Origin of the sequence: Methylophaga thalassica, assembly GCF_030159795.1 — a bacterium.
GTDB lineage: Bacteria > Pseudomonadota > Gammaproteobacteria > Nitrosococcales > Methylophagaceae > Methylophaga > Methylophaga thalassica.
Genome location: NZ_BSND01000004.1, coordinates 27,874 through 46,207 on the forward strand (window position 1 = coordinate 27,874; position 18,334 = coordinate 46,207).

Here is an 18,334-nt window from a genome sequence, read left to right on the forward strand (position 1 = left end):
GCCATTCACCCAAAGTGATCTTAATACCATGTGGGACATGCAGAAGAAGGAGACAGGTATCCAAGTCCTCTCTGACGACGAAGTGGAACAGGCCATGACGATAACGACCTTCGACAATGGCACGGTTTCAGTTAGGCGAAAGCCTGGTGGCCTATGGCAAGATATGAACGTCGGCTCAATCACAGAATATGATGATTATTAAGATTGAATAAGTACTCTAATTAAAACTAACAAAAGTGCTGCTTTAGGATACTTTTCTTGCTGTTCTCCAAATTTTCCGAAAAGTTCAGCGTTAACAAGATATGCATCAGTGGTCTGAATGATCAGACGTTCCCCTCCATTGAGCAAAATCTCTCTTTTGCGATGTTTTTCTTACGGTCCCAAAAAGAGTTTATTGAACATGTGCTGAAAGAGCTTTTTAAATATTACCCCCATGATGCAAAGACAATTGGCATCTTGGCTCTCTAACCGGTTACGTAAAAAATTTATCAGCTGAGTACGTCAATGATTTTGCAACTGACGTCTGTAGGACTTTTGTAGAAGCCCACAACAGACATGTAATGAACCAACATAGTTAATACTTTAAGCCACTTTGGATTAGGTGAAATGTTTGATCCTCACCACCAATTCTCATGTCTATGCTTTTCTATTTCTTGTCGATTTAGGAAATAATTACCGTATTCGTCAATGCCCGGTCCAGATACTGGTTGTATCTTGTTGAGCTTAATAAGGTTGGAGAAATAGCTACGGTCAATACCTTTCAATTCTGATGCTTCCTGGATTGAAATTGCTTCATTTTTAAAAAGTTTGAGCTTTTCAAGACTTTCACGGTTTACATATTTATTTTTAAGCCCATCATCTATCGTTGTTATACGTTTATATTTCACCCAAGTACTTTGAAATCTTTCAGGTGACTCACCCATAAATCTGGCAGCAGCTGAATATTCAATCAAATTGGGATTTTCTCTATATCGGCTAATGTAATCATTTAGATCAGCAGTTTTTAGATATTTCTTATAAGCTGGTAATTGTGGATTTTGATATAAATTAATCTCACCTGCTTTTAAAAGTTTACCAAGCATTTGGCTTGATATATCCAGTATTTGAGCAGCCTCGCTTGTGGTTATAAGGGCCATATCTTCGATGAGTTTATGGTAACTAGTTGAGTGATCGCTTTTAGCAATACGCCCGGTGTTAGCCTTATATTTGCTTTTACTGACTATTTTCTTAATATCAACATTTTCAATATCAACACGTCTGAATATGTAGACAATATTATTGTCTATTTTAGGTCCTGAAATAGGTGTAATACCCTCGTCGATAAGTTTGTCAGCTAAGTTGGTAGGATTACACTTATTCTTTGTGGCAATTTCTTTGATGAACACAAACTGCTCATTAAAGCTTTCATAATCTTCAATACGAATGAGTTTTTTACGGCCATCAGCTTTGAATGGTAAAAGACCTGCTTCGAGTGTTCTGTATATCGCATCAGTATAAATACCAATTTTTGAGGCAATAGTATTAACTGAGATATAGCCTGCATTTACCGATGGCTGAGGGCAGAAATTATTAATACATTTAAGACTTAATATGACATTACTTAGACGAGATGTTGGTACGTCGTATATTTTTATTTTTTTACCGAATATAGCATTTATTATTTCGACTAGTGATTTTCGTCTACTAATATCATATGTTTTGATGTATTCATCTAATGAAATAGTCTCTTCTTCTGATATATTTAGCTCTTTAAGGGCTAGTAATGAATCCATAAATTCCTGAAAATACTTCAACGAATACACCGTATCGCCAAAACCATCAATCTCTGGACCACTGATAGGGTGTAGAATTTTTGCTTTAGTTAGTTGTCTGAGTAAATGTTCTGAAATACCGAGATATTTCGATGCGTTGATACTGTTTATGACGTCATGACGCCGCTCGAAAAATGAACTGTTCGTATCTAAGATTGAGTTCATTCTTGAAGGAAATCTATACGCAATATTTTTTACACCAAAATGACGTGCTTTCTGTCGTGTCGTTATTCGTTTAGACGATGAATAATTAACGAGTAGAGCTACATTCTGACCTGTGAAAAAATTCACCATTTTTTGATGAACTTCAGCGTTTGGCTGCCACTGCAAAACATCGTCCATATTTATTCGATTAGTGCGCTTAAAGTTAAATAGCTTATCGCACAAATATTCATTAATTTTTTGGACGGATCGAATTTGATCTAGATGTGAGAATTTCGGCCGAGGTAATTGTAGATCTATAAAATCGTTGGTTTTAATTATAGGCAATGGTGAGTAAGGAAGATTTTTTAGTAGTAGAGGTGGTGATAAAACCGATAGCTTACTCTTAAAATGAATAAAGTGTCTCCTTTCTGTGAGACTAAAATGACGTATTACGAAATTTTTTATAGCTTCATATGATTCCATTAAGGAAAATAAAATTAGTTTATGATCTCTTGAATCGCATTTCTGAAATGCTTTCGCAATCATATAAATGTGATCCATTTGGTTATCGGGAATATCTATTCCTGAATAGCTAAATAAATCGAAACCACAGTGTGAACAGGTAGATATAGAAGAGCGAGACCAAGTCAATTGTTGATGACACTCAGGACACACATCCATTAAAAGTTTTTTATGTATTGGGCAACCTGTTAACGGCACGAAATCCCAGTAAAACCTGTGATAAGGATCGATTCTCATACAGTCAGGGCAAAATCTCGGATAGTTAAACCTAATAAGGTTTGAGGGTATCTGAGCATTTAAAAACAAATGTAAACTCTGACTCCCATCACTACGGTCACAGAGTAATCTGTAACATTTTATTTCAAGCTCTTTTTTATTCTCTCCTGTGATAGCAGAAAGAGAATCAAAATCTATCAGTCCAGATGCAATAGATTTAATGAAATCATTGATTGAAGCTTTATTATTTTTCTTAAATGCCTCTGCATACATAATCAGATTCAGTGGTGACTGAAAAAAATTTTCTTCGGTGAGTCGTAACAAATAGCCCATGAGGCTTTCATTTTCTTTTGGGGCGGGTCTTACTATTAGAGGACGCAAATTTTATTACCTAAAAAATATCACTTGTTTTACGAAGGCTGGACGGCTTATGAGGAATGCCCATCTGAGCATTTTCAATACAAGCCCATTTTTTAAGTTCATCGTAGCTAGCAATAAAAGGATTTCCTTCTGCTTGTTGATTTTGGCCTGGATTATTTTCAAAAGCATCTGCTAAATCCTCAAGGTTTATAGCATCGTTATTTGCATGAATAGCAGAATACCCAGCGTCTTGGATGATTCGCATTGTGTCATCAATATAGCCATTTGAGGCGGCAAAAAATCTTATAGACATTTCTAATTGAGCGAGATTGCTCAACTTTATAAAAGGTAGTGACTTATCAATATGTGCCAAAAATTTACGATAAGTTTTTAGTTCCTCTTCTGAACTAATAGAGAATGGCTTCAATCGTATTTTTTCGGAGATACGTCTAGCCATCTCGGGGTTTTCTACAAATACTTCATTTGCCTTGGTAGTGCCAACGAGTATTACAGGTACTTTTGTTTCATTTATGATGGTTTTAATAGTATCAGCAATATCATTGAGCACTTTTTTACTCTTACTCGAAATCAGATGTTGAAACTCATCTAAGATGATGAGCTTAACTTCAGCAACTGCAATGTACTTATATAGTCTTTTTCTTATTGCTGGCAGGCTTCCTTTCAATAGCTCATCGCTAACATCATCCTCACGTTGATTTGACACTCTGGATACCAATGATTTGAGCACGCTGATAATAAAGTCGCGAATGCTCGTATTGGGTTGAATAATGCTTTTAAATATAGGTATGGTAGTTGTCTTTGCTGTTTCCAATGTAGGATGTCTCAGCATGTATTGTTCGATTAATGTTGTCTTTCCTGAGCCCGTCTCTCCAGTCAAAGACATAGATCTGGGTTCACTAGATATAGTTCTACTTTCATGACAACGTTCAATCTTTTTCAAAATTTTTTCAGCGTCAGGATGAGCAACATAAATACTGTTTAATAGCCTTAATCGATCTTCTTTAGACAAATGTTCAACGTCCACTGTCTTGTTCTCCTTAGGATTGGTCATTTCTTGAATAATCAGCATGCCAATCTGGGTCATCAGCATATATGCTGTCTAAGTCATCATCGTCATTTTCAAGAGGGTTATTACCTTGCTCTGTCACGTATGGATCGAAACCATCATCCTTGAAAATTGTGTGTTTATCTAAAGACAGCGACTCAATTTCTTTAATTGGTATACCTTGCACTTGATTGGTTTGTTGACTGACATTTTTATATCTTGCTTGCTTTGATGCACGGTGTGTTTTCTTAGTTAGAATTTTCTCACTTTCAATGATCTGAATAATTTGCTTTTCAGCACGCATAAGATTGTCGATGTCTAATTTTTTATTATCTTTTCTCAGTACTTTCTTAATTAGTTGATGCTGGAAGAGTGTTTTATATGCGTATGGCAAATCAGTACATGGGACAGTGATGAATTGTTTTGTATCAGGTGTAAGGACATAAATTTCGCTAATGTCTTCCGGATTAAATTTGATTGTCACACTGCCTTTATGTTTTCTGCGAATCATTGATAATTCGACAGAGTTATATTTAAGACTCTCAAAATCAATACCATAATGCTGAATCTTTCGAGATAACGTTCTGCCAAGTGATATTTTTAACACATCCATATTTTTAGGCATTAGCACTGGATGCTTTGATATACCCAACTCCCACATTCGTATAGGGGTTGTATTAATAGATCTATTAACCGTGTGGATAAATTGCTCAATCCACAAGTGAGTCATCTCTACAAGCTTATTCAAGCTAACTACAGCATGCTTTTTCGGATCATATTCATCCTTTTCAAAAATATTGCTGAAAGTTTTTCCCGGTACATCTTTGAGTAAGCTTTCAGAGAAAGTTCTGAAAAATCTCTCTACAGCTCCTTTGTAAGTTGGCGTCCTTACTGGGCTTCGAATAATGCTTATCCCGAGTGAGCTAGCGATTTCTGTAAAGTCACTACTCAAAAACTCCTTGCCATTATCTACAATAATAGTTTCAGGTATTCCATGAGCAGGCCATGATATATCGTGTGATGGATAGAGCGTTTGTAGATTTGTTTTCGGAAGAATTGCATGCCTGAGACATTCAATAATGCTAAGTGTGCTGGGTGGTGTGAAGCTGAAATAGAAACCAGTTGGCATTCTAGAGAACTTATCAATTATGGTAGTTAGTGTCGGACGACCTAGTGGTAGTCGTGAGACTTCATCCACTACCATGAGATCTACGGGTGTATGATCAATTTCAGTTAACTCTAAGGGGCGTGTTGCAACTAACCCTTTTTTATAAGGCTTAAATTTCATGTCAGCAACACGTTTACTGAAGCGCTTACTAATGACTAAATGCTGATCAATTTGGTGAATTCTTTTTCGAAAAGCATCATAACTAGGTAATGATGTAATCTTGTTTGTTTTAGAGTCATTTTCCCATGCCAAATATTGTAAGCGTTGGTAGGCCTTTCTTATGCTAGGTCTTTCCGGAGTAAGGTAATACTCAATCGCACGATGAATCTGATTTTCAGTTGATTCATTAAATCTGGTCGTTCTATTACCCCGGTTTCTCGTTTTACCTATTAAAGAGATTATATTCCTTCCTGACTCTTCATAAGTTTTACGCCATTTGTATATGGTAGCCAAAGATTTAGGAGGATTTTTATCTTGTATCTTTTTCGTTACATACTCTAAAAGTTTGCTTTTATCTTTATATAAACTAGGCTTAATTTTGGATTCTTCAATTGCTTGAATATAAGCTAGCCTATTTAAAGCGCGCTTTTTCTCTGGTTCAGTATAGGATGTAAAATCTATATCAATTGCTTTTTGATGAGTAGGCGTGCGTAGATTTATTTCATCCTCGTCAAGAAATTCAACATCACCATTTGTATACGCTGACAGTAAATCCAACCTGTCTAAATTCAGCGTGTGATTATCAATTAATCGAGTTAATTCAAATGTGTTTTGATTCAGTACAGTAGATATTTTATAAATATCCCCCTCATAGCGGAGATGAACACCTTTTGAGAGGGTGAATGTGTTCATCTCAGTTTCCTGTCTGCAACTATCAATAAAGTATTCTCTGTGAGAGGTACTTTAATATCAAAGTCAAAAACTTTATTTGCTATACAGGAATAGCAGTCTATTAATTCTAGGGAAAATTCTTGTGCAATTTTTTCGAGTTCTGAAAAAGTTAATGAGATGAGACCGCTGCCTTGAAGAGCATGAACGAGCTTACTGACATTTGCCTGGCTATATTCATGAAGTTTATATCGGTACAGTAGTTTTAGATTACTGAGTATCGGTTCTATTCTTATTTCATTATCGGTAATCACTGCATAATCAAAACCGTCTGAAAACATTTTCGCTTTTATAGCTTCTGTTTTTTCTATGAACTCGGGTTTTAGAGTGATGTGATACGGTTTTATTTCAATGAACTTTCGTTTGGGAGTCGAATGGCGGAAGATTTCAAAGTCGGGATAATGATAGTGGTACTTGTTGTCCTGGCTGAACCTGAATTTGATGGGCTGAGACACATAACGTATCACATCGTGGTCAAACTCTAGATGGTATAGAAAATCTCGTTCAATTTGAGATTCCCATTCAACCATTTCCCGCATTTTGGCACTAGCAAAACTACCAATTACACGTCGACGTCCTATTTTGTGTATCGATCTCGCTGGTGTTGCCATAAATAACACTCCCTCGCATCAAGTTGCAGATTACAGCAACTGTGAATACGAGGGCAAGTTTTTATCAAGTTATGGTCGTTTTTTTTGAAGTTATGGTCGTAACTACATTTATTAAATAATCAGTCCCATTTAAGGCCTCCGCCTGTTTGGTACTCTGTCACTTTTGTCTCAAAAAAGTTCTTTTCTTTCCGCATGTTAGCTTGTTCATCAAGCCAGGGCAGGGTGGCTTCGGCACCGGGGAAGGGTTCTTCAAAGCCTAGCTGTTTCGCACGACGGTTGGCTGTGTAACGGAACTGGCCGTGATGCACTTCTTTTGAGTAACCTAAAATTGGGTCACGCAGGATGTAGCCAGCATAAGTCTCTTCAGCAGCATCGGCTTCTTCAAACATCTGTTGGACTTTTTTCGGGTCCAGCGTGACGTTTTCTTCTTTCATGATTTGCTTACAGACGCGAATACCGAAAGAGGCGTGCATAACTTCATCACGCATGATGTATTGCAGCTGTTCGGCGGTGCCTTTCATCAGACCACGACGTTGTAGAGCAAAGATCGGGCTGAAGCCGTTGTAGAACCATGAACCTTCGAAGATGCCAGCGAAGAACGCATATGACATGACAAAGTTTTCGAGTTCGTCACGGTCATGCAGATCAATATCACTACGCATGACGGTGTTTAAACGGTCATTGGCCAGTTTAATTTTTTGGTAAATCTCTGGCACAACACGGTAGCGGTTGTAGATTTCTGACTGATCTAGACCAATGGTTTCGATACAGTGCTGGTATGTCCATGTGTGCAATGCTTCTTCATACACTTGGCGAGCCTGATAGATTTGCAGTTCAGGCGCGGTCATTTTTTCCATTACGGCCAGACCGATATTACGCATCGCCAAGATGTCTGAGGTGGTCAGGTATGACAGCACGTTTTCATAGACATGGCGTTCTTCCAGCGTCAGTTTATGACGATAGTCATGAACGTCTTGCGCCATGTTGATATCCAGCGGTGTCCAGTGATTCTTGTTGGCATTGAGGAAGTAGTTCCATGCCCATGGGTATTTGAACGGTGCTAACTGGTTAATATCGGCTTCACCATTGATAACGCGTTTGTCGTCAGCATTGACGGGTTTGGCGTTCATTAATGGCATTTTTTTGATCTCAGCAGAAGCCGGGGCTTCGCTGAGATCGTTAGCGGCTGGAGCAGCAGGTTGTGCTGCTGCTTTTTCTTCGCTTTGTTTTTTTGCTTCCGCAGTACCGGCTATCGGTGCTGAGAATGGATCATCCCAATTCAACATTACTGACATGCCTCACAATCTGGTTCTAAAATTGAACACGCTTTTGGCGCTTCCATACCTTCACCTAGAACTAAATCGTCTATGCTTGATGACGAGCTGGCAACCGGCGCTGGCGTGCTCGCGGCAGCAACAGGTTTAGGCTTGCTTGGTGCAGGCGCTTCTGTTGCTGTAGTCGGTGCTGTGCTGGTTTTCTCTGCACCTGTTGCCCCCATAGAGCGGAGGTAATAGGTGGTTTTCAAGCCACGAACCCAAGCCAGTTTATAGAGGTTGTCCATCTTCTTACCTGATGGTTCAGCCATATATAAGTTAAGGCTTTGAGCTTGATCCAGCCATTTCTGGCGGCGTGATGCGGCTTCAATTAACCAGCGTGCATCCATTTCAAATGCCGTGGTGTAGAGTGATTTCAACTCGGCTGGAATACGGTCGATACCTTGCAGGCTACCGTCGAAGTATTTCAGATCGTTAATCATCACATCATCCCACAGGTTACGTGCTTTCAGATCTTCAACCATGTATGGGTTGATAACCGTGAACTCACCTGACAGGTTCGATTTCACGAACAGGTTCTGATAGGTCGGCTCAATCGATTGGCTGACACCACAGATGTTTGAAATCGTCGCTGTTGGGGCAATCGCCATGGTGTTTGAGTTACGCATGCCTTGACGTTTGATCTTGTCACGCAGCATGTCCCAGTCCATGGTTTTGCTTTCGTCTTGTTGCAGATATTCGCCACGTGCTTCTTTCAATAATTTGATTGAATCGATGGGCAGAATACCTTTGCTCCATAAGCTACCTTCGTAGGTTTGGTATTTACCACGTTCTGCAGCCAAATCAGAAGAAGCTTCAATCGCGTAGTAGCTGATCGCTTCCATTGATTCATCAGCAAATTGAACGGCTTCATCTGAGCTATAAGGAATGCGCAGTTTGTACAGTGCATCCTGGAAGCCCATCAGACCTAAACCAACAGGGCGGTGTTGTAAGTTTGAGTGACGTGCTTGCGGTACGCTGTAGTAGTTGTACTCAATAACGTTATCTAACATACGCATCGCGGTACGAACGGTTTTTTGCAGCTTTTCTTTGTCCAGCTTACCGTTTTCATCAATATGTTTCACCATATTGACACTACCTAAGTTACATACAGCGATTTCTTTATCTGATGTGTTCAGGGTGATTTCTGTACACAGGTTTGAGCTGTGAACTACACCAACATGCTGCTGTGGGCTACGCAGGTTACATGGATCTTTAAAAGTAATCCAAGGGTGACCTGTTTCGAACAGCATACCTAACATTTTGCGCCATAAGTCTGTGGCAGGCAGTTGTTTGAAGTTACGAATATCACCACGAGCCGCTTTTTCTTCGTAGGCTTCATAGGCTCTTTCAAAATCAAGACCGGTTAAGTCATGTAAGTCTTCAACTTCTTCTGGAGAGAACAGGGTCCATTGACCTTCTTCAGCCACACGTTTCATGAATAAGTCTGGAATCCAGTTAGCTGTATTCATGTCGTGTGTACGACGACGGTCATCACCGGTGTTTTTACGTAAGTCTAAGAATTCTTCAACGTCGATGTGCCATGTTTCTAAATACGCACAAACAGCGCCTTTACGTTTACCACCTTGGTTAACGGCAACGGCAGTATCGTTAGCGACTTTCAGGAAAGGCACAACACCTTGTGATTTACCATTGGTGCCTTTGATATGAGCGCCCAAACCACGAACACGGGTCCAGTCATTACCCAGACCACCGGCATATTTTGATAACAGGGCATTATCACGCATCGCGTTATAAATACCGCTCAGATCATCAGGTACGGTGGTCAGGTAGCAAGAAGATAATTGTGGGCGCAGTGTGCCTGAGTTGAACAGGGTAGGCGTCGAGCTCATGAAGTCGAAGCTTGATAACAGGTTATAGAACTCGATAGCACGTTCTTCACGGTTTAATTCGTTGATAGCCAAGCCCATTGCTACACGCATATAGAAGGCTTGTGGTAATTCGAAGCGTGTACCATCAAAGTGAATGAAGTAACGGTCATACAGCGTTTGCAGACCCAGATAAGTGAACTCGAAGTCCAGTTCTGGTTTTAATGCATTACCCAGACGGTCTAAATCAAATAAGCCCAGTTCTGAGTCAATCAGTTCTTTTTCAATGGCTGTTGAGATATAAGTTTTGAAGTAGTCAGCGTACAAATCGCCCATTTCATTCTGAGAGGCTTGTTTAGGTGTTTTGTAGACAAAACTTAATGCTTCACGACGAATACCATCCATCAGCAGGCGAGCGGCCAGAGTGCTGTAGGCAGGATCTTTTTCGATAAAGGTACGTGCTGACATCACCAGTGCTTTTTCGACGTCGGCCTCTTTAACGCCGTCAAACAGGTTACGTTGGGTGTCACGTAAAATGGCATCACGGTTAACTTCTGCCAGACCTTCACATGCTTCGGTAATGAGGTTGTGTAAGCGATCGATGTCTAGCGGGTGACGACTGCCATCAGCTGCTATGACATGCAGGGGAGATTCATTGGCAGGCTGTGGATGTTTCTTTTCTTCTTCAGCACGTTTTTCTGCTTGTTTTTCACGATAAACAACGTAAGAGCGAGCAACTTTATATTCACCTTCACGCATTAAAGCTAATTCAACTTGATCTTGAATATCTTCAATGTGAACGGTGCCACCATCATCAATACGACGTAAAAGATTGTCAGTGACTTGTCTGGTCAGTTTTGCCACTGTGTCATGAATACGACGACTGTCTTTTGCTGAGTCACCTTCAACCGCTAAAAAAGCTTTGGTGATAGCGACAGCAATTTTGCTGCTATCAAATTCGGTGACTTTACCGTTTCGACGGATAACGCTGTATCCGCTTTCGGATTGTGATGAGGTATAAATGGGTTGTGCTGTTTCGCTCGCCATAATGAAAATCCCTGCAATAATGTTGAAATAATCAAAAAACACAAAACCACTAGAGGTTGTGGTTTCGAAATGATTGAACCACAAGATAGTGTGTTTTTGAAGGCTTGGCAAGTGGAGATTTTGCACATAATTTGTGCACTTTTTGTGGATAACTTACTGTGTGCTTAGAGCTAAGTCAGCGCCTATGCGGGATCACAGCTTTTGTAACTTTTTGGTGCCTGAAAAAACTTTTTTTATTACTGAAAAAAAGGCAGATTTTGTTGTGTCTGGTCCCAGGGGGACGGGCATCATACTGGTGCTGATTGTTTTGTTCAACCAGCACCAGAAGACTTTTCGCTAAGCACTTAAGAACTAGAATGTTTCTGTGACAGAGACAGCCGTCGGGTTCATAAGTTGATGTGCTTTCTTCAGATTTTTGCGACCATCGGTCTGCACAATGAGTGTCCATAAATTATGGCGGCTTGCGGTCACGGTATCGTTAATTAGCGGATCATGATCCGGACGTAGCGACAGTAATCCAGCAAACAACAGGCCAACAAATGTACCCACTACGGCTAATGCTATATAGGTATGGAGTGGACTCGACTGAGTCATCATCGGTCCGGATACTACCATCGCACTGGCAATGACTAGCCCGACTAGCAAGCCAACACCACCAAAAATAAAATGAGAACGTGTAATAAAGCGTGCGATAGCTTTGGGTTCGGATTCAATTTTTTTACTGGTATTACGGTCTTTTGGTTGTATTACTTCGATATCTTGCTGTTTGAAGTGACCGACATTGACGAGGGTTTGCTTGGCATCGATGGCTTTCTGTTCATCATCAAATACAGCAGCGAGTTTACTTGGTTTACTTTCTTGATTGATGTGCATGTCCATAGAGCAGTCTCCTTTTCTGGCTAAACACAGAGTAGGTGACAATAGGAATAAAGCAGATATCCCTATCTGCTTATATTTTCTGAAAATTTACTGAGTGCTGACACTGAAAACGCCAACCAGTTGGCTGAGCTTTTGGGCAGTGTTTTTTACCATAACAGAGCGATGCTGCAAGGCATCAATGGCTTGTGTCATCAAGCTTGCCGAGTGTCCAACGTCCCGTGCAGTGGCGCCGTGCAACTGACTATTCTGATCAAGTTGTTTAATGGTGGAGAACATTTGTTCAACTAACTGATGTAATTGTGTATTTTCAGAAGAGGCTTCTTCCGTTTTCTTCAGGCTGCGGTCCACATTTTCCACACCTGACTCCATAAATTTATACGCTTCCAGCGTTTCAGACTGAATAGTTTCAATCATTTGTTGAATCTCATCAGCCGATGTTGCTGTTCTTTGTGCTAGGTTACGGACTTCATCTGCCACCACTGAGAAACCTCTACCATGATCACCGGCTCTGGCAGCTTCAATAGCCGCATTTAGTGCGAGCAAATTGGTTTGATTGGTAATTTCAGTGATGACGCCAATAATATTGCCGATTTCTGCGGTACGATTATGTAGGGATTGAACCGCTTTAGCTGATGTTTCCACCACATCACGAATTTCCTGTGTACCACTTCGTACCGACTCATATTGCAGTCTGGCCTCTTGAACAACTTCGTCCATCGCTTGCTTCATTGCTTCTGCTGTGTTTGATGCATTGCCAATGTCACGGATTTGATCTTCCAGCAGCTGCAACATTCTTTCTATTGCACTAGCGACTTCATTAGAAACATGAAACGCTTCCCGGTTTGTTTCGAGCATAGCTTCATTCGTGCGTCGGACATTCGTACTGGTTTTGATGACTTGACCAACAATGCCATCCAGATTATCAATAAAGCTGTTTATCCAACGTCCCATATCACCCGTTTCGTCGTTAACAAATTTCGTGTTATCAAGTCGCTGTGCCAAGTTACCTTCACCCTCGGCAATCGTCTGAATAACGTGGGTCATTTGGTCAAGGCGGTTGGCCAGTGGATTGGTCGTCAATTTCTTATACATCATGGCTATCACAGCAATCATGACAATCGATAAAGCATTGACAGCTACTACAGGCAATTGGGTGAAAGCATGTAATGCCATATTGGTACCCAGCAGTAGTGACATTGACCAGACAAAGCCTTTCATTAAACTGACATTGACTGAACGTCGTCGGTAAACTTCCTCAAGATCACCTTCACACATCATGCCCCAACGATCTGGCGAACCTTTTAATTGGAAGGTGACACCTTTACCAATAACAGGGATGTGCCGGTAATCTGAGTAACCAGGATAGGTGACAAATAGGTTTTCGCCGTTGCGAATGGTCTCACGTACACCTGGATGAAGCTCGTTGGTTGCCGGATCGGTAAAGCGTATTTCAAACTCGGTATGGTGTTGAATTTTTACGACACCAAAAGCTGTATGAATACCGCTTTTCAGGTTTTCGCCATGTGAAAACGTATTATCTTCAAAACGAGAGCGGGAGAGGGCTATGCCCTGTTGCAAAGTAGGATCGAACCGCGATTCGACCATAAAAATATAGTTGTCACCTGATTCGGTATAGATATGACCTGCTTCACGCTGGATAAGATCACCTAACACATCATTTGGCACACGGCCACATATGGCTCCGAGGCTCTCACCTTCCACAATCAATGGTTGGTAGAACATCAGTGTAACTTCATCATGGAACTTAGAGCTTGAAGGACCAATTTCTAGGGTTAATTTGTCGACATAAGGGCCGTGAAGGAACGGTGCGGATAGTCCATGCTGCACCGCTTTACTCGATAGGTCTGCTTTATTGACGTGCGAGCTGTACGTTGAGTGAGTGACCTTGCCAGAGGTATCAATGATAAATAATTCAGAGAAATCTGGCGCAGCCTTGAGCCGATCGTCCAACAGCGATGCTTGTAGCTCTGGATAAGAACCCGCTAGCTGTTCAGCTAAGAACGACATTTGATTCCATTGATTTTCTACCCATTGCTGAAGAATTTTTACTCGGGTAGCGGCGATTCCCTCAAATGTTTTTTCGACAGCGGCATAGTTGTGTCGATTAAGACGACACGACCAGGACATAGCCAGTTTCCCTGTTGGTCCAAACCACGGTAGCCACGTTTTTTCTTTGTGGCTAAGATTCATGGAAGTACTTCGTAATTGACTCATTGTTACCCCTAACAGTGTTGTTTAACACTGCGATAGGCAAAAAGCAGACCAATCGCCAAGACTATCTATTTTTGTATACCTACAAAGTGGTATTGACAAAAAGTGCACAAATTTAGTGCGGATGATAAAGATAGATGTTCCATTATGGGCACGGTCATGGTTGTAACATGGCCAAGCCTGTATCCGGTATCTATAGGTCAAGTATTGCTTGTTTTACTTCATCAAAATGATCTTTGACCTTCACATTTCGCCACTCTTGTTGAAGTACACCATTTTCATCGATTAAGAACGTACTGCGGACAATGCCCAGATGTTCTTTCCCGTAGAGTTTTTTAAGTTTGATCACATCAAATAACTGGCAGGCTTCTTCATCAGCGTCAGACAGTAAGTCAAAAGGAAATGCCTGCTTAGTTTTGAAATTTTCATGCATACGAAGGCTGTCACGTGAAATACCAAAAATGACCGTGTTATGCTCATTGAAAAAGTCGATATTATCGCGGAAGTTTTGACCTTCAAGTGTACAACCGGGCGTATTATCCTTTGGATAAAAATAGATCAAAACACGTTTACCTTTGAGCGCTGAAAGTTGGAATGTTTTATCGCCTGTGCTTGGCAGCGTAAAGTCTGGGACAGCTTCACCTAATCGTACTTGTGTCATCTTAGTCGTCCTGTTTGAAAAGATTTAGAAAGCAAAGTACCTTACACAATTCAGTCTGATCTTGTCATCAACAGGCAGGCAAAGTACCATGCCTGTTATTTTTTCGGAGTCATTTAAATATGTTTAGCGGCAGTATGGTAGCTCTTGTCACACCCATGCAGGCAGATGGTGCCTTGGATGTTGACAGCCTGCGAAAGCTGGTCGAGTTTCATATCAGCCAGGGCACAGATGCCATTGTCGCTGTCGGTACGACCGGTGAATCTGCAACCTTGAGCGTAGAAGAACACTGCGACGTGATTCGTCTGGTGGTAGAACAAGTTAATGGTCGTATTCCTGTTATTGCGGGTACAGGTGCTAACTCCACGTCAGAAGCTATCGAACTGACTCAATCTGCAAAAGATCTGGGTGTTGACGCTGTATTGCTGGTCGCACCTTATTACAATAAACCGACTCAGCAGGGGATGTATCTCCATTTCAAAGCTATTGCTGAAGCCGTCAACATTCCACAAATTCTCTATAACGTTCCAGGTCGCACAGCGTCTGATCTCTTACCAGAAACGGTCGGAAGGCTTTCTGAACTGTCCAATATCATCGGTATCAAAGAAGCCACTGGTGATGTATCTCGTGTTCAACAAATTAAACAATTATCACGAGAAGGATTTGAACTTTATACCGGTGAAGATGCCAATACTGTCGATTTTATTCTCGCAGGAGGCCAGGGTGTCATTTCTGTTACCGCAAATGTCGCACCGAAACTGATGCATGAAATGTGTCAGGCTGCTCTTGCTGGTGATGAGACGCTGGCACGCGAAATCAATTTAAAGTTAGTCGCACTACACCAGTTCTTATTTGTAGAATCAAACCCCATACCTGTTAAGTGGGCTTTGAACGAAATGAGACTTATTTCTAGTGGCATTCGTCTGCCAATGACGGTATTGTCTGAGAATTATCATCAATCTGTGCGTGATGCATTGAACACTGCCGGTGTTCTAAACTAAATTCAAGTGAGTGAACTGTATTAAATGAACGTAAAATTATTTAAACAAACATCGCTGGTTGTCATGATGACGACTGCTCTAACTGCTTGTGGCGCTTTTTCATCATTGGATGAGGTGGTTCCTGACAATACTCAGAAATACCGTAAAGCTGAAACCATGCCACCGCTTGATGTGCCGCCGGATTTAAGCACAAGCCGTATTAAAGATGATATTTCCGGTAATCAAACTAATACTGCAACTTACTCTGAATTTGAAGAAGCAGCGACAAATCCGCTGGCAGCTAAATACAACATTACACCGGATACAAAACCCGCACTGTCAGGTGAAGGTAAAGACCGACATCTCGTTGTGCCAGGTGAACGTGAAGTGACTTGGCAGCGCATCATTGATTTCTGGGCTACCAAAAACTTGGGCATTGCTCGCGCAGATGATCGCATTGGTTTGATGGATACAACGCCTGATGCAGATGGTTATGTGTATCGAATCCGAGTGGAACGAGGCGATACCTCTAAGATGGCGAAAGTCTATTTAGGTAACCCTGATGATGAGCAAGCGAATACTCAGAAAGATGAAGCCATGCTTCGTCAACTGGCTGATTATTTAGGTACGCTTTATCAACAGGATATGGAACAGTTTAAATTAGCTACGCCAGCACCACCACCTGAAGAAACAGCGCGTGTCTTACTGATGGATGATAGCAATGGTCAGCAAAGCTTACTGATTGAGCAGGATTTCCAAACTGTTTGGGGCCGAGTCGGACGTGTACTTGATAGCAAAGGTTTCTCTGTAGAAGATCGTGATCGTACTAAAGGGCAATACTTTGTTCGTTATATTGATCCATTCAAGAAAGCCGAAGAAGATGATGAAGGCATGCTGAGTAAGCTGGCTTTCTGGCGTGATGATGTTGAGAAAAAACCAAACGAATACTACTACATTAAGTTGCTGTCTGATGCTGATCAAACACGTGTGATGGTATTAGATTCAAATGAAGTGCGAACTTCTGATGAATCTGCTAAACGTTTGTTAGATCTGATTCAGGAACAACTTGCACCGTAATGCGTTTTGCTTCCCTTGGAAGTGGTAGTCGAGGAAACGCTACGCTGGTAACATCGGGAGAAACCACAGTCATGATTGACTGTGGTTTTTCTGCTCGTGAGGCTGAAAAACGTTTGCAAATGCTGGGCGTCGATCCTCATCAACTGTCAGCTTTATTAGTGACGCATGAACATGCGGATCATATGGCAGGCATCCGGGTCATTGCACGTAAATATCGCCTACCAGTCTATACAACACCTGGCACTGCAGGCTGTTTACCTGAAGATGTTGCACCTCACATTAAAACATTTAATTGCCACGAAACCTTCAGCATCAAGGATTTGGAAGTTGAACCTTTCCCAGTTCCGCATGATGCAAGAGAGCCCAGCCAGTTTGTATTTGGTGATGGACAACACCGTTTAGGATTATTGACAGATGTGGGCTCAATTACACCTTTGATTGAGCAAATATTGTCGGGTTGTCATGGATTATTGTTAGAAGCTAATCACGATATGATGATGCTCGAGCAGGGGGAATACCCCGAACATCTTAAACGTCGAGTTGGTGGCAGGCTGGGTCATTTAAATAACGTGCAATCCGCCTCATTACTTGAGAAAATTGACACCACGAACTTGCAGCATATTATGGCAATGCATATTTCTGAAAAAAATAATTGTCCGTCACTTGTTGTGCCATTGCTCGCTGATGCACTGGCATGTGAACATGACTGGATTGGCATTGCAGACCAAGAGGCCGGTTTTGACTGGCGTGAAATAACTAACCGCTAAGAGATAGCTGATGCAAAAGAAACAAGAATTGTATTCTGGTAAAGCCAAAAGTGTTTTTGCTACGGATAATGAAGATTATGTCGTTCTGAGCTTTCGTGATGACACCTCGGCATTTGATGGTGAAAAAGTTGAACAGTTAAACCGCAAAGGCATGGTTAATAACAAATTTAATGCTTTCATCATGCAATATCTGGCAGATAAAGGTATTCCGACGCATTTTGAAGCGTTGCTGAACGACACCGAATCATTGGTTAAAAACATGAAAATGGTGCCTGTGGAATGTGTCGTACGTAATGTGGCTTCAGGTAGTCTGGTTCGTCGCCTTGGCGTTGAAGATGGACTTGAACTCAATCCACCCGTATTTGAATTTTTCCTGAAAAATGATGCATTACATGATCCGATGATTAATGAATATCACATCGAAACATTCGGATGGGCAAAAGCTGAAGATATAAGCAAAATGAAAGAGTTAACGTTTAAAGTTAATGAACATTTGCAGAAATTATTTGCTGATGCTGGGATGATCTTGGTCGACTATAAGCTGGAGTTCGGTTTGTTCAAAGGCGAGATTTATTTAGGTGATGAGTTTAGTCCAGATGGTTGCCGTCTGTGGGATGCAGAAACACGTAAAAAACTGGATAAAGATCGTTTCAGACAAGGTTTGGGTGGTGTAATCGAAGCCTATGAAGAAGTAGCACAGCGTATAGGCGTTAAATTATAGGTTCAAGTTATTAAGGCTCATTTCGTTAATTGCGAAATGAGCATT

14 protein-coding genes are annotated in these 18,334 nt (G+C 41.1%); 5 read left to right on the forward strand and 9 right to left on the reverse strand.

Annotation, left to right across the window (positions count from 1 at the left end; translation table 11 throughout):
• The first annotated feature begins 37 nt into the window (after positions 1-37).
• The gene (locus QQL60_RS05045) at positions 38-202 is read left to right on the forward strand and encodes a hypothetical protein (RefSeq protein ID WP_284722635.1); all 165 of its coding nucleotides are present in this window, start codon (positions 38-40) and stop codon (positions 200-202) included.
• A 415-nt stretch (positions 203-617) separates the two neighbouring features.
• Here QQL60_RS05045 and QQL60_RS05050 read toward each other — a convergent pair whose 3' ends face one another.
• The 9 genes from QQL60_RS05050 to QQL60_RS05090 all read right to left on the reverse strand — a co-directional run bounded on the left by QQL60_RS05050 (position 618) and on the right by QQL60_RS05090 (position 14,747).
• Positions 618-3,074 (reverse strand): TniQ family protein, encoded by a 2,457-nt coding sequence (locus QQL60_RS05050; protein WP_284722636.1) that lies wholly within the window; start codon positions 3,072-3,074, stop codon positions 618-620.
• Positions 3,075-3,084: 10 nt separating this feature from the next.
• Positions 3,085-4,158: a TniB family NTP-binding protein gene (locus tag QQL60_RS05055; protein ID WP_284722637.1), complete on the reverse strand. Its 1,074-nt coding sequence runs from the start codon at positions 4,156-4,158 to the stop codon at positions 3,085-3,087.
• Positions 4,112-6,139 carry a Mu transposase C-terminal domain-containing protein gene (locus QQL60_RS05060; RefSeq protein WP_284722638.1) on the reverse strand — a complete coding sequence of 676 codons (2,028 nt, stop codon included), beginning with the start codon at positions 6,137-6,139 and terminating at the stop codon, positions 4,112-4,114. The genes QQL60_RS05055 and QQL60_RS05060 overlap by 47 nt, the downstream gene beginning before the upstream one ends.
• Positions 6,136-6,786 carry a TnsA endonuclease N-terminal domain-containing protein gene (locus QQL60_RS05065; RefSeq protein ID WP_284722639.1) on the reverse strand — a complete coding sequence of 217 codons (651 nt, stop codon included), beginning with the start codon at positions 6,784-6,786 and terminating at the stop codon, positions 6,136-6,138. Before QQL60_RS05065 ends, QQL60_RS05060 begins: the two co-directional genes overlap by 4 nt.
• A gap of 119 nt (positions 6,787-6,905) precedes the next feature.
• Positions 6,906-8,072 carry a ribonucleotide-diphosphate reductase subunit beta gene (locus tag QQL60_RS05070; RefSeq protein WP_007145184.1) on the reverse strand — a complete coding sequence of 389 codons (1,167 nt, stop codon included), beginning with the start codon at positions 8,070-8,072 and terminating at the stop codon, positions 6,906-6,908.
• On the reverse strand, positions 8,072-10,975 hold the full coding sequence (locus QQL60_RS05075) for a ribonucleoside-diphosphate reductase subunit alpha (protein ID WP_040576223.1): 2,904 nt from the start codon (positions 10,973-10,975) through the stop codon (positions 8,072-8,074). Before QQL60_RS05075 ends, QQL60_RS05070 begins: the two co-directional genes overlap by 1 nt.
• Positions 10,976-11,326: 351 nt before the next feature.
• Entirely contained in the window at positions 11,327-11,854 is a 528-nt protein-coding gene (locus tag QQL60_RS05080) for a hypothetical protein (protein WP_284722640.1), read from the reverse strand.
• Positions 11,855-11,941: 87 nt separating this feature from the next.
• Complete coding sequence (locus tag QQL60_RS05085; RefSeq protein WP_284722641.1) at positions 11,942-14,089, reverse strand: methyl-accepting chemotaxis protein; 2,148 nt, start codon at positions 14,087-14,089, stop codon at positions 11,942-11,944.
• 190 nt (positions 14,090-14,279) lie between these two features.
• Positions 14,280-14,747, reverse strand: coding sequence for a peroxiredoxin (locus QQL60_RS05090; RefSeq protein ID WP_284722642.1), 468 nt, complete (start codon positions 14,745-14,747; stop codon positions 14,280-14,282).
• A 119-nt stretch (positions 14,748-14,866) separates the two neighbouring features.
• On the opposite strand from QQL60_RS05090, the gene dapA reads away from it, so the two are divergent.
• Genes dapA through purC form a run of 4 tightly spaced genes read left to right on the forward strand, consistent with a single transcriptional unit; the run spans position 14,867 to position 18,289 of the window.
• The gene (gene dapA, locus QQL60_RS05095) at positions 14,867-15,745 is read left to right on the forward strand and encodes a 4-hydroxy-tetrahydrodipicolinate synthase (RefSeq protein ID WP_007145178.1); all 879 of its coding nucleotides are present in this window, start codon (positions 14,867-14,869) and stop codon (positions 15,743-15,745) included.
• A gap of 24 nt (positions 15,746-15,769) precedes the next feature.
• Positions 15,770-16,801, forward strand: a complete 1,032-nt coding sequence (gene bamC / locus QQL60_RS05100) for an NlpB/DapX family lipoprotein (protein WP_007145177.1) — start codon at positions 15,770-15,772, stop codon at positions 16,799-16,801.
• Positions 16,801-17,568: an MBL fold metallo-hydrolase gene (locus QQL60_RS05105; protein WP_284722643.1), complete on the forward strand. Its 768-nt coding sequence runs from the start codon at positions 16,801-16,803 to the stop codon at positions 17,566-17,568. The genes bamC and QQL60_RS05105 overlap by 1 nt, the downstream gene beginning before the upstream one ends.
• A 10-nt stretch (positions 17,569-17,578) precedes the next feature.
• The gene (purC, locus tag QQL60_RS05110; protein WP_007145175.1) at positions 17,579-18,289 is read left to right on the forward strand and encodes a phosphoribosylaminoimidazolesuccinocarboxamide synthase; all 711 of its coding nucleotides are present in this window, start codon (positions 17,579-17,581) and stop codon (positions 18,287-18,289) included.
• Positions 18,290-18,334 lie beyond the last annotated feature (45 nt).